Origin of the sequence: Paenibacillus sp. FSL M8-0334, from assembly GCF_038000405.1 — a bacterium.
Classification (GTDB): Bacteria; Bacillota; Bacilli; order Paenibacillales; family Paenibacillaceae; genus Paenibacillus_AQ; species Paenibacillus_AQ campinasensis.
This window is the reverse complement of sequence record NZ_JBBOCH010000002.1, coordinates 1,087,122-1,100,306: the sequence shown is the minus strand read 5'-3', so window position 1 is coordinate 1,100,306 and position 13,185 is coordinate 1,087,122. Positions and strand designations below refer to the sequence as shown.

Annotated in this window: 12 protein-coding genes; 5 read left to right on the top strand and 7 right to left on the bottom strand. The window is 55.8% G+C overall.

The features are described from left to right. Positions 1-131 precede the first annotated feature (131 nt). Positions 132-782, bottom strand: a complete 651-nt coding sequence (gene trhA, locus MKX64_RS19160; RefSeq protein ID WP_095265788.1) for a PAQR family membrane homeostasis protein TrhA — start codon at positions 780-782, stop codon at positions 132-134. Positions 783-1,058: 276 nt separating this feature from the next. On the opposite strand from trhA, the gene MKX64_RS19155 reads away from it, so the two are divergent. The 5 genes from MKX64_RS19155 (at position 1,059) to MKX64_RS19135 (ending at position 5,009) form a co-directional block, all read left to right on the top strand. Next, complete coding sequence (locus tag MKX64_RS19155; RefSeq protein WP_155617928.1) at positions 1,059-2,087, top strand: glycosyl transferase family 1; 1,029 nt, start codon at positions 1,059-1,061, stop codon at positions 2,085-2,087. Beyond that, a complete protein-coding gene (locus MKX64_RS19150; protein WP_341037053.1) occupies positions 2,084-3,319 on the top strand; it encodes a glycosyltransferase family 2 protein in 1,236 nt (411 codons plus the stop codon). Before MKX64_RS19155 ends, MKX64_RS19150 begins: the two co-directional genes overlap by 4 nt. A 58-nt stretch (positions 3,320-3,377) precedes the next feature. Then, entirely contained in the window at positions 3,378-4,385 is a 1,008-nt protein-coding gene (locus MKX64_RS19145; RefSeq protein ID WP_341037052.1) for a polysaccharide pyruvyl transferase family protein, read from the top strand. Between the two features lie 34 nt (positions 4,386-4,419). Then, a complete protein-coding gene (locus tag MKX64_RS19140) occupies positions 4,420-4,737 on the top strand; it encodes a hypothetical protein (protein WP_230875665.1) in 318 nt (105 codons plus the stop codon). 68 nt (positions 4,738-4,805) lie between these two features. Continuing rightward, the gene (locus MKX64_RS19135) at positions 4,806-5,009 is read left to right on the top strand and encodes a hypothetical protein (protein ID WP_095265791.1); all 204 of its coding nucleotides are present in this window, start codon (positions 4,806-4,808) and stop codon (positions 5,007-5,009) included. A 108-nt stretch (positions 5,010-5,117) separates the two neighbouring features. Here MKX64_RS19135 and ftsY read toward each other — a convergent pair whose 3' ends face one another. The 6 genes from ftsY to fabG all read right to left on the bottom strand — a co-directional run bounded on the left by ftsY (position 5,118) and on the right by fabG (position 13,177). After that, positions 5,118-6,113, bottom strand: coding sequence for a signal recognition particle-docking protein FtsY (gene ftsY / locus MKX64_RS19130; RefSeq protein WP_095265792.1), 996 nt, complete (start codon positions 6,111-6,113; stop codon positions 5,118-5,120). A 38-nt stretch (positions 6,114-6,151) separates the two neighbouring features. Then, the gene (gene smc / locus MKX64_RS19125) at positions 6,152-9,721 is read right to left on the bottom strand and encodes a chromosome segregation protein SMC (RefSeq protein WP_341037050.1); all 3,570 of its coding nucleotides are present in this window, start codon (positions 9,719-9,721) and stop codon (positions 6,152-6,154) included. A 269-nt stretch (positions 9,722-9,990) separates the two neighbouring features. Beyond that, positions 9,991-10,689: a ribonuclease III gene (gene rnc / locus MKX64_RS19120; protein ID WP_095265794.1), complete on the bottom strand. Its 699-nt coding sequence runs from the start codon at positions 10,687-10,689 to the stop codon at positions 9,991-9,993. Between the two features lie 12 nt (positions 10,690-10,701). Then, positions 10,702-11,940, bottom strand: a complete 1,239-nt coding sequence (fabF, locus tag MKX64_RS19115; protein WP_095265795.1) for a beta-ketoacyl-ACP synthase II — start codon at positions 11,938-11,940, stop codon at positions 10,702-10,704. Positions 11,941-12,091: 151 nt separating this feature from the next. Then, positions 12,092-12,325 (bottom strand): acyl carrier protein, encoded by a 234-nt coding sequence (gene acpP / locus MKX64_RS19110; protein WP_007132116.1) that lies wholly within the window; start codon positions 12,323-12,325, stop codon positions 12,092-12,094. 105 nt (positions 12,326-12,430) lie between these two features. Continuing rightward, positions 12,431-13,177: a 3-oxoacyl-[acyl-carrier-protein] reductase gene (gene fabG / locus MKX64_RS19105; RefSeq protein WP_155617931.1), complete on the bottom strand. Its 747-nt coding sequence runs from the start codon at positions 13,175-13,177 to the stop codon at positions 12,431-12,433. Between the last annotated feature and the right edge of the window lie 8 nt (positions 13,178-13,185).

The following is a 13,185-nucleotide window of genomic DNA, read 5'->3' as shown; positions in this document are numbered from 1 at the left end:
TCGTCAAGGAAAAACACTTTACAGTTCACTTAACGAACCCTATCATACATAAAACAAAGAAGGATGTCAAGCCGTTTCCCTTGTCATCCTTCATGATCTTTAAGTCAAGCTGATTTCTCCTCTATGCCCCGTCAGACGCCAATCGGAAGCAGGTAGAACAATATCGCAAAAAAGTGGAGCACGGTTCCCGCGAGCACAAACAGATGCCAGATCGCATGGTGGTACGGAAAGCCCCGCCACACATAAAAGACAGTGCCGAGCGTATACAACAACCCGCCCTCGACGAGAAGCCGGATCCCTTGCGGATCGATCGCCGCCGTCAGCGGCTTCCATATAACGACGATCAGCCAGCCCATCGCGATGTAAAACACGGTGGACATGAACAAAAACTTTTTGACATAAAACGCTTTGAACACGCAGCCCAGCAGCGCGACACCCCAGACGATACCAAACAGGGTCCAGCCGAGCGGACCGCGTACAGCGACCAGCAAAAACGGCGTATACGTCCCCGCGATAAAGAGATAGATGGAGGAGTGGTCCAGAAACTCGAAAAAGTCCTTGGCCTTGCCCTCTCTCAAACTGTGAACGAGCGTGGAGTTGAAATATAACAACAGCATCGTTGTTCCGTATATCGTGAAGCTCACGACATGCCAGGCTGTCCCTTTAAGGCTCGAGAATACAATCAGCAGCACGAGCGCAGCGACGCTAAGGGCAGCCCCTATGCCATGGGTGATGGCATTGGCAATTTCCTCCTTGCGGGGATATATGTGAGTATTGGCCATATCATTTTCCTTTCACTAAGAAATTCTCTACTTCTTATTATAATCGCTGGGCCGATGCAATGCCAGCAAGCGGTCCGGCCCCTGAATGCCGTAAGTTCGGCTGACGTAACCCCGGCTCCACTTCGTCTCCCTGGAGTATGTCACTGGACCGGGGATGGCAGTACCGTATGTTATTCCCGGGAGATTGACCATTTTTCATAAAAAGGTGTATCCATCCAATTCTATAAAGCTAGCAGCGCATATACTGCCTCAGAACCACGAAAGGAGGCAATCTGCTTGGCTGTCATCATCTACCCGAAAACGATGAACTGGTCTTATATGAAACAAAGACCGCAGCAGCTCATGACTCAGCTAGGCTCCCTCGGGCATCAGGTCTACTTTGAGAATCTGGCCCCCATGGATCGGGAGTTTCAGGAAGTCGAACCGAATGTTTATCTGTTCACAGATACAAAGGCCTTTTTGCACCGCAAGCTCCCGGAGCTTCGTAAGCAGCACCCTGTCGTCGTCTGGACGACATGGTCGAAGCTCAGAACCCGCATTGCGACCGTGTTCAATCCGGATGTGACCATCTATGACTGCTGTGACGAGTTTCCGCAGTGGGCCAAATACGAGCATAAAATGGTCCAAGCTGCCGACCATGTCGTGTGCACCGCCGAGACCATTCATGCCCGGCTGTCTCTGGCCTATCCGGAGAAGCCAATTACGCTCATTCCGAACGGAGCGGACGACGCTTTTTTCCGCATTCCCGACGGCGAGCGTCCTGGTGATCTGCCACCCGGACCTGTCGTAGCTTATATAGGCGCATGGGCTTATTGGGTGGACCATGCGCTGTTTGCGAAGCTGGCTGCCCGCTTTCCCGGCGTCCAGTTCATATCGATCGGCGCCCCGTACGGGACAGCCGCCGATTATTCACAGCTGCCGAATGTATTTATTCTTGGCGAGAAGCCCCATCACGAGCTGAAGCGCTATCTGCCGCATATCGACGTTGCGCTTATTCCATTCCAGTACCATCCGATCACCCTTGCCACCAACCCGGTGAAAGCCTATGAATATCTTGCTGCCGGCGTCAGAGTGCTGTCGACGGCTCTGCCCGAATGCATTCTGATGGAACCCCATGTGACAACGGCAACGACCCATGAAGATTATATCGCTAAGCTCGCCGCCATGCTGAGCGAGCAGGATTCCGCGGAACGCAGGCAGGCGCGGATTGCCTATGCCCGCCAGCATCGCTGGGTTGAGCGCGGCATTGCCGCCGACCAGGTGATCCGCCAGGCGCTGGAAGCCAGGGGCAGCCGCTTCCCATGATGAACAGCTGCGGCAGGCTGATTAGCAGACCGGGCGGCTTCACGCCTCAGGATACGGCTGCTTACCGGCAACGGCTGCTCGAAGAAGCGCTGCACAGCCGCAGTGAATGGCTGCGCTGGGATAATGGCAGCGTACTCCTGGACCGCCATGCCGAAGTCCACTTTCCTGGGGAACTCCCCGGCCCGGCGGAAGCGGTCTGTATAACCCTGAATAAGACGCCGCTCTACTGGCGTAGGTGCTGGCTGATTGAGCGCCTTCGATTGTGGAACAGCCGGCTTCCTGCTGCAAGATTTCTGCCCTTTGATCTTATGCCTGCGGACAATCAGGCTATGCTGGAGCTGGGCGCTCCCCCACCGGCCGGAATGAACGAGGAGGGCGTGACATCGCGGCGGAGAGGCCACGACCACAGGAAGCACTCTGCCTTTCTGCCAGCAGGCGGACACCCGCAAGAGCTTGGCCATATCCTGCCTGTGCTGCAGGCAGCTTCCGCATTCAATGCCCAATCCATCGGGACGGCGGATAAGGCTGGACGCCCCCCTTCCGTCTCGGTGCTGATGAGCGTTCACAATATGCAAGATACCCTTGGCTGGAGCATCCGATCCGTTCTCGCCCAGACGATGCCCGACTGGGAGCTGCTAGTGGGGGACGATGGATCCACCGATGGCAGCAGTCTGGAGGCGATGTTCTATGACGACAGCCGCATCCGCTGCTTCTCCTATACGAGAAACCGCGGCAAGGCCACGGTCATGAGAGGTCTGCTCCAGGAGGCAAGGGGGCGCTATATAGTGGAGCTTGACGGAGATGACTGGCTGTCTCCTGAGGCGCTCCTCCAGCTGAAGACAGCGCTGGACGAGAATCATGCCGCCGGGATGGCCACCGCTTGCTGCGGGCTGTGGATGCGCAGCCGGTCGTTTGGCCCGCTATGGAAGGGCACGGTAGATTCATCCCGGTGGCTTCATCCGGATGGCAAGCTCCAATCCGCAGACAGCGGTGCGCCTCCGCTGGTGCCGCGCATGTACCGCAAAACAGCGCTGGAAGCGGTTGGGGGCTGGTATGCGCGCGAGGATCTTTTGGGCCGGATTTTTGAAGATATCGATCTGACCCATCGGCTGCTGCGCCAATCCCCCCTCGCTTGGACGCCCGGCGTTCTGTATCACCGTGTCCTTCACGGCAGGAGCATCAGCCAGCAGCATCGCGACCTCTTCCCTCTGTGGAGAAAGTTTCACTCGTAACCGGACATGAAGCTAGAAGCACCGCCTATAACGAATGACCCCAAGGAGGTGAGACGTTATGCACATTGCAGCCAGCGGATATTATGGCATGGGGAATTTCGGCGATGACCTGTTCCTGCATACGTTTCGGCAGCTTTTCCATGGGCATCATGTATACCCGTGGCAAGCCAAGCTGGACCCGGACCAAGCCGACGCGGTCATTATCGGTGGCGGCGATTTGATCACGCCGTATTCCTTTAACCGCTACTACTTCCCGTCCCCCCTGCAAGGACGGCCGACGTGGGTGTACGGCGTTGGCATCGTCGACGCTTATCCCGAGCATACCTGGCCCGAGCGTGAGGTGGCCGCTTACCGGGAATATATATCCAAGGCTAAACGAGCCGTCTTCCGGGATTCACAGTCAGCCGATATCGCCGCCAGGGCGAAGCTGCACCTCCAGCCGGAGGTAGCCCCCGATATTGTGTTCGGTTATCGCGAACCGCAAATTCCGGTAAGACGCTTCTCCCATCGGCCCACGATCGGCATGGTCGTGTTCTCGTATGATTCCTTTCCGATGGACAATATGACCCAGCTGCTCGCCCATCTATCAGCTCAAGGCTATCATGTGGTGCTCATCCCGGTTATCCACCACCCCGGCAATGCTTTTGCCGATTACAGCACCTGTCTTCAGCTTCAGCAAAATGTCAAAAAATATGCGCCTGCTGCCTCCATCGAGACACTCCCGAATCTTGCGGATACCGAGCTGACCTATTGTATGATCCAATCGGTAGATTACTTGATATCCTTCAAGCTCCACCCTTCCCTGGCCGCCCTTCGGGCAGGCGTTCCGGTACTGGCTCTAAGCACGATGGGAAAGGTGCGGAACCTGCTCGGTTCGCTTGAACTCGGCTCTTATTTCACCCCTTATGATCTCCCGCTGGAAGTGCTGATAGAGAAAGCCGAGCACTTTCTGAAAGCTGCCCCGGCCGATGTGGAGCGGGCGCTGCCGTTAATCCGGGCAGCAGAGAACCGCAGCCGGGAAGCGCTGCAGATGCTGAGAGAGCAGATGGAAGGCAGCTTTGGTTGATAATGACAGCGATTAGCCAGAAAGGAGTATGATTATGTGCTTTCTTTTTCATGGACGACTTCTGTCCCGCATCAAATCTCTATCAAGACAGGTGGAGCTGCTTAGCAGCCAGACCGGTGATTTGACGCAGCGGGTGGAGCAGCTTGAGAGCCAGCTGCGCACAGGACTGATTCTGAATCCGGAACTGACCCGTTTTTTTGAAGTCAGAACCGGCCAGCAAGTAAGGGTGAATACGACCTTTGTCACACTGGAAGGCATCGTGCTCGCAACGGCGGAGGACGGCGTTCAGCTTCGCGAATCGTCAGGCGATATCGTGCTGATTCCGTTTGCCAGCATCACGTCGGTCCAGTGACAGGGTTAAGCGGTGCGTAACCCAACGAATCCGAACGTAATCGTTTCATAAAAGGAGGCAAAATCAGTATGAGTTACACAGATTGGCTTCGGGGCTTTGTCGGTTCCGAAACAGAGGTAGCTGTATCCGGGGACGTGATCATCGGCACGCTGACCGAAGTAAACGACACCACGATCATCCTGAATGTGCCGCCGGTCATTTACGGCCCGCCTACGGACACAGCTGTCATCCCGCTGCAGGCCATTGAATTCGTACGGATCGTGTCCTCATAATATCGGGATCCTATCCTGTTTAAAGCAAAAGCGCAAGCCAGGGGCTGTCTATCGCCCGCTGCTTGCGCTTTTTGTATATCGTGTAATGGGGTTGAAGACCGGGGCTGCCTATGCCTCGGCATTCGTTTCTTCTTCCTTGATCAAGCCGGCAAACAAAGCATGAACGAACTGCTCCGAATCAAACGGCTGCAGATCCTCCTTCTTCTCTCCGAGCCCCACCAGCTTCACCGGGAGATCCAGCTCCTGACGAATCGCGATCACGATGCCGCCCTTGGCTGTACCGTCCAGCTTGGTCAGCACGAGTCCGGTGACTCCGCTCTTCTCCCCGAACAATTTGGCCTGGCTCAGCGCATTTTGCCCTGTCGTTGCATCCAGCACCATCAACACCTCATGCGGCGCACTCGGAATTTCACGCTGGATGACCCGGAAAATTTTGTTGAGCTCCTCCATCAGATTCGTTTTGTTCTGGAGGCGTCCAGCCGTATCGCACAGCAGCACATCGACCTGACGCTGCTTCGCCGCCTGCACCGCATCAAACATGACAGCCGCCGGATCGGAGCCAGGCTGCTGCTTGATCACTTCCACACCTACGCGCTCGCCCCAAACCTCAAGCTGTTCAATCGCGCCCGCGCGGAAGGTATCCCCTGCCGCCAGCAGCACTTTCTTGCCTTCCTGCTTGTAACGGTGAGCCAATTTCCCGATCGTTGTCGTTTTGCCGACACCGTTAACGCCGACGAACAGAATGACAGTAATGCCATCCGGATTGCTGCGCAGCTCGCTGCTGCTGTCATCCCGGAGCAGATCCATCAGCTTCTCGGACAGCACGGGCTGAAGATCAGCAGCGTCCTCGATCCGGCGCTTTCTCACTTCATCGCGCAGCTCGTCCATCAGATTCATCACGGTGTTGACGCCCACATCCGCCCCGATCAGAATTTCCTCCAGCTCCTCGTAGAACTCCTCATCAATCTTCTTGCGGCGAATTACGAGGTCGGACACCTTCTCGATGAAACCTTTGCGTGTCTTCTCCAGTCCGTCGCGGAACTGTTTTGTGACGGTTTCCGTTTTGCTAGAAATGCTTTCTTTTAACTTTTTGAAAAAGCTCATAGGCTCCCTCCATGTTCCTCTATATTTATATCACGCCGTCAGGCGATCTCTGCTTCTTCATTCTCCAGTTTAACCGATACGAGCTTGGATACGCCGCCTTCCTCCATCGTGACCCCATACAGGACATCGGCTTCTTCCATCGTGCCTTTGCGGTGGGTGACCACGATAAATTGTGTTTGCTCCGAGAATTCGCGTAAATACTGGGCGAAACGGACGACGTTCGCCTCGTCCAGCGCCGCCTCCACCTCATCGAGCACGCAGAACGGCACCGGCTTGACCTGCAGGATTGAGAACAGCAGCGCCATCGCCGTCAACGCCCGCTCACCGCCGGACAGCAGCTGCAGATTCTGCAGCTTCTTCCCTGGCGGCTGAGCAACGATATCGATGCCTGTCTCCAGCAGATGATCCGGATCATTCAGGATCAGATCCGCCCGTCCGCCGCCGAACAGCTTGCTGAACACCGTTCCGAATTCATGGCGGATCGCATCAAAGGTTCCTTTAAAGCGCTTGGACATTTCGTCATCCATTTCCTTGATCACCTGGTACAGCGTCGTTTTTGCCTCCACCAGGTCGGCCTTCTGCTCGCTCAGGAACTGATAGCGCTCGTTCACCCGCTGGTATTCCTCAATCGCCCCCAGATTGACTTCGCCCAGGGAGGAAATGGAACGCTTAAGGTCCCGCACCTCATTCTGCGCCGCCGGCACATCCTCCGGCACCGGATAGCGCTGTTTCGCCAGCTCATAGCTCAGCTCGTATTCCTCGCTCAGCTTTCTCAGGATGTTCTCAAGCTCAACATCAAGCCGGTTTACGCTAATTTCGGTTTGCCGGAGCTGGTCGTCCACCGCTCTCAGCTGGGTGCGCTGCTCCTTCGTCTCGCTCTCCGCCAGCTCCAGCTTGCGGCTGAGGGACGCCCGGGATGCCCGCTTGAATTCCAGCTGCTGCGCAGCCTCTTCCTTCCGCAGCTTGTAGGTGTTCAGCTCCTCAATCTGCTTGACGCTCTCCGCCTCGTTCTGCTCCAAATCAGCCTGAACGGAAGCGAGCAGCGTCCGATTCTGCTGCTGCTCCTTCTCATGATTGTTCACATCGGAGCGCAGCCGCTTCAGCTGGTCTTCCAGCGAGAACTTCTCCTGGTCCAGCTTGCCCTCGCGAACCTTCAGCTGGGTCAGCTGGCCCTGCAGCTCTTCCTTCGCCGATTCATTGGCTTTGCGGGCAAACTCGGCAGCCTGAATCGCCTGCTGGGTCGACTTCTCTTCCTCCTCCAGCTTCAGCAGCTGCTCCTCTGCTTTGACGCGGCTTTCCTGAATTTCCTTGGCCTCCAGCTCGAAGCTGCTCTTCTCGGCCCCGGCCAGTTCCGCCTGCTCTGTAACATGGCGCAGTTCATGCTCCAGCTGCTTGAGATCGCCAGCTGCCTGCTGCTCTTCCAGCCGCTTGTCATCCCCAGCCTTGCGAAGCTCGTCCAGCTTGTCCTGCGACGCGGTCATCTGCGAACGCACCTGCTCAATTCCTTTGCGAAGCTTATCCAGCTGCTTCTCGGTTTCTTGGATCTCCTGATCGAGCTGGTCCAGCTGGCGTTTACGCCCGAGCAGATTGTTGTTTTTCTTATGCTGGCTGCCCCCGGTCATGGAACCGCCTGCATTAACCACATCTCCCTCGAGCGTAACGACGCGGAAGCGGTAGGAGAAGCGCGCTGCAATCCGGTTCGCCTGCTCCAGCGTCTCGGCAATGACCACATTGCCGAGCAGGCTGCCTACAATGTTGCTATATTTCGGATCATACTGCACCAATTCCGAACCAAATCCGATGAATCCAGCTTCCCCTTCGGCAAGCGAACGGTCGGAAGCCGATACGGTCCGCGGCCGGATCACATCCAGCGGCAGGAACGTGGCACGGCCCAGCTGACGCTGCTTCAGGAAAGAGATCGCCTGGCGCGATACAGCCTCGTTATCCATAACGATATGCTGAACGGAAGCGCCAAGCGCGGTTTCCATCGCAAGCTCCAGCTTCTCGGGAACGCGAATCAGCTCCGCCACCGCGCCGTGGACACCATGGAGTACCGATTTGCGCGCGGCCTTGAGCACTTCCTTGACGCCCAGCATAAACCCGTCAAAGTCGTCCTGCAGCTCCTTCATCGTATCGCGGCGGGAAATCTGCGCCTCCCGCTTCTGCTCCCATTTGCGCAGCGTTCCCTGTGTCTCCTCCAGCAGCTTCTGCAAGGACTGATAACGCTCGCTCTCGGTAATGTAGGCGCCGCGAAGCTCCGCAATCTCCTTGCCGAAGCGCTCCACACGGCGAACAATATCCTCCTTGCGGCGCAGCAGTTCCTCCTTCTGGCTTTCCCATTTCCCGGATTCCTCCTGGGCCCGGTTCATCCGCCGCTCCAGCGCCTCCTGCTGCTGATCCGCATATCGTATTTCGTTGCGAGCTTGAGCCATCCGGTTCATCAGCTCAAGCAGATTGCCCTTCAGGCTCTCTTCCTGCTGCTGGCTGATGCCCCCGGTTACACCGACCAGCTTCGCTTCCTCGGCCGAGAGCTGATCTCTCACCTGGGCCAGCTCCTGCTGCAGCTCCTGCAGCTTGCTTTCCATCGCCGACAGCTCCTGCTGACGCTCGGTCAGGCGGGAATCGCCGGTGTTCAAGCTCTGCTCCAGCTGCTCTTTCGTGCGCTCCAGATTCCGGCGCCGCTCCTTCAGCACCTCGCCATAGCCCTCGCTCTTCTCGAAAAGCTCGCTGTACTGCAGCAGCTCGTTCTGAATCTGTTCAATCTCCGTCTCCAGCTGCCGCAGCGCTGAGCGGTCGCTCTCCAGCTTCGCGTCATGCGCCGACACGACGGTTGAGAGCGCCAGCTGTTCCTCTTTCAGCTTCTCCAGCTTCGCACTCTCTTCGCTCCAGGAGGAGTGAATCTGTTCGATCTGGTGCACATACAAGGAGATTTCCTTGTGCTTCAGCTGTTCCCGAAGCTCCTTGTAGCGAATCGCCTTCTCGGACTGATCCTTCAGCGGTCCGATCTGGTCCTCAAGCTCCGTGACCAGGTCATGAATCCGCAGCAGATTCTGCTCGGTCTCCTCCAGCTTGCGGACCGACTCCTTCTTGCGTGATTTATATTTAACTATGCCGGAGGCTTCCTCGAAGATGCCGCGGCGATCCTCCGAACGGGTGCTTAAAATCTCTTCAATCCGGCCTTGTCCAATGATGGAATATGCCTCTTTGCCTATCCCGGTGTCCATGAACAGCTCGGTAATGTCCTTCAGCCTGCAGGACTGCTTGTTAATAAAATATTCGCTGTCGCCGCTGCGATGGACGCGTCTTGTCACTGTCACTTCATTGAAATCAAGCGGCAGCGCATGATCCTCGTTGTCCAGCGTCAGCGACACCTCGCCGTAATTGACCGCCTTGCGGGCGTCACTGCCGGCGAAGATGATGTCCTCCATCTTGCCTCCGCGGAGGGACTTGGCGCTCTGCTCCCCCAGCACCCAGCGGATGCCGTCGGAGATATTGCTCTTGCCGCTGCCGTTCGGGCCAACCACGGCCGTGATTCCCCGAACAAACTCCATCTCGGTTTTGTCGGCAAACGATTTAAATCCCGCTAATTCGATCCGTTTCAAAAACATATTCCAGCACTCACCTCTTCCGATATTGTACCACAAGTAGAAGCGGCTTCACTTCCTAGTTCCTATATCGTTCATCTAACCCGAACCTATGAATTTAGCCATACGCTTCCTTCATATCCAGCTTCATCTGAACCGCCGGCCCAATATCGGTTTCATCTATTTTCTATTTATCGCCAGACAACGAAAAGAGCAAAAAACAGTCACTCTCAAGGTCCGGTAATCCGCCTGACTGCTCTTTGCTCTTTGTTTGTCCTTCACCATAGCGAAGCTTAGGCATCCGCACGTTTCAGCCGCTTCAGCGCTAACGCCGCTGCCTGCTGCTCGGCTTCTTTCTTGGACCTGCCGCTGCCGCGTCCAAGGCAATCGCTTCCCATGTAAACCTCCGAGACAAACTCCCGCTCATGTGCCGGTCCTCGCTCCTCGACAATACGATACTCCAGTGCGCCCATGCCGTGATGCTGCGTTAATTCCTGAAGCTCGGTCTTGTAATCGCTCATCTGCGGCCGACCGTTGACGGTCACCGAAGGAAAGACGTGTTCGCTCAGAAACTGACGAACCGCATCCAACCCCTGATCCAGATATAGCGCACCCACAAAGGATTCAAATACATCGGCCAGAAGGGCCGGGCGGGTTCTGCCGCCCGTCATCTCCTCGCCCTTGCCAAGAAGAACATATCGACCAAAGTCCAGACCGACGGCAAACTGAACCAGTGAAGGCTCGCATACGATAGCAGCTCTCAGCTTCGTTAATTCGCCCTCCGGCCGATCCGGATAAAGGTTGTACAAAAATTCGCTGACCGTCAGCTCAAGCACGGCGTCGCCAAGAAATTCGAGACGCTCGTTATCCTGATTCTGACTATAGCGATGTTCATTGACATACGATGCGTGGGTAAAGGCCTGCTTCAGCAGCATTGCATTGCGAAACCGGATTTGAAGTTTGTGCTGTAACTGCTTCAGATCTCCACTCAACACACTTTCCCCTTACTCAGCGTATTTTTTTAGAATAATCGTTGCATTGTGACCGCCAAAGCCAAATGAATTGGACATCGTAATGTTCAGCTCGGCTTTCCGCGGCTTGTTCGGAACATAATCCAGATCACATTCCGGATCCTGATTCTCCAGGTTGATCGTCGGTGCAATCATCTGATGCTTCAAGCTGAGTCCACAAATGACCGCTTCCACACCGCCGGCTGCGCCGAGCAAGTGCCCGGTCATCGACTTGGTCGAGCTGACCGCTACCTTGTAGGCATGATCCCCGAGCGCCGTCTTGATAGCACGGGTCTCGGAACGGTCACCGACCGGCGTTGACGTGCCGTGAGCGTTAATATAGTTCACTTCCTCCGGCGCGATGCCGGCATCGCGAATTGCCATCTTCATGCAGCGCGCTGCTCCGTCCGGATCAGGCTCTGTAATATGATAAGCATCTGCGCTCAGTCCATAGCCTGCAACCTCGGCGTAGATGGTCGCTCCCCGCTTCAATGCATGCTCCAGCGATTCTAGCACGAGCACGCCCGCTCCTTCACCCATGACGAACCCGTCGCGACCGGTGTCAAACGGCCGACTCGCTTTCTCCGGCTCATCGTTGCGGGTCGACATGGCCCGCATGGCGCAGAAGCCAGCCATACCCGTCGGACGGATGGTCGCCTCCGCTCCTCCGCAAATCATGACATCGGCATCTCCGCGCTGAATAAGGCGGAATGAATCCCCGATGGAATGCGTGCCTGTCGCACAAGCCGTCACTTGTGTCGTGTTCGGGCCTTTGGCTCCCAGGTTAATCGACATCTGGCCGGAAGCCATATTCGCAATCATCATCGGGATGAAGAAAGGGCTTACCCGTTTCGGGCCTTTCTCCAGCAAAATGTTATGCTGATCCTCCCAGGTTCCGAGTCCTCCGATCCCTGATCCGATCGATACGCCCACGCGCTCGGCATCGGCATTCTCACCGATCTTCAGCCCGCTGTCCTCCAGCGCCTTCACACCGGCAGCCACCGCCAGCTGGACGAACCGGTCCATCTTGCGTGCTTCCTTACGATCCATATATTCTTCAGGATTGAAATCCTTCATTTCTGCAGCGATCTGGGTCGTATATTCGCTGACATCAAACGATTCAATGCGCGATACGCCCGACTTGCCTTCCATCAAATGATTCCAAAAGGTATCCAGGTCCTGACCTAAGGAGGTCATGACCCCCATTCCTGTTATGACCACTCGTTGCTTCAAATCAAGCTCACCTCTATGTGGACTGTCTATGATCTGCGGCTGAATAGCCGCAGATAAAGACAGCAATAATCTATCATTTGCTGCAATTGGATATGCAGTTGAAATGTGGAGAAGTCCCGCCTTGCTAAAGAACGGGACTTACTGTTAAGACTTAGGTATGAGATTGTATGTAGTTTACAACTTCACCTACGGTCGTAATTTTCTCCGCATCTTCATCAGAGATCTCCATATCAAACTCATCTTCCAATTCCATTACCAATTCAACTACGTCGAGAGAATCAGCTCCAAGGTCATCTTTGAAAGATGCTTCTAGTGTTACGTCGGCTTCGTCAACACCCAGGCGGTCGACAACGATGCGTTTCACGCGTTCCAGTACATCGGACATCCGGCTCACCTCCTCTTGGTAATTATACGAGATATGATTTCAAAATGCCATAGAATGCATTTGAAATCGATTGTACAGCTTTCGCCATGTATAAGTCTTCCTAGATTACATATACATGCCGCCGTCTACATGAAGAACTTGCCCTGTCATGTAGGCTGCTCCGGAGGATGCAAGAAATGCGACTACCTTGGCCACTTCCTCAGGCTCGCCCAGGCGGGTGAGCGGGATGCCGCCAAGCAGTTGCTCTCTCATCTCCTCCGGGAGCTCGCGGGTCATATCGGTGTCGATAAAGCCCGGAGCTACGGCGTTCACCGTAATCCCCCGGGACGCCAGCTCTCTGGCAGCCGACTTCGTCAGGCCAATGACGCCGGCCTTGGCAGCGACATAGTTCGCCTGGCCGGGATTTCCGAGCGCCCCGACGACGGAGGAAATGTTGATGATACGGCCGTAACGCTGCTTCATCATCGGACGGGTTACCGCCTTGAGACAATTAAACACGCCCTTGAGATTCGTCTCGATCACCTGATCGAATTCCTCTTCCTTCATGCGCATGATTAAATTGTCCCGGGTAATCCCCGCATTATTCACCAGAATATCAATTCGACCAAAAGCGTCCAATACCTGCTTGATCAATTCATCCGCTTTCACAGTCTGGCCGACGTTCGCTTTCAGGGCGACGGCCTCGACGCCCTTGGCGCGGATCTCCTCAACCACCCGAGCTGCAGCCGCTTCGCTTCCGGCGTAATTCACCGCCACATTCGCTCCAAGATCGGCCAGCGCCAGCGCGATGCTCCGCCCGATGCCGCGTGAAGCTCCTGTCACGAGTGCAGTTTGTCCTTTCAACTCGTTCATGCTGCTCC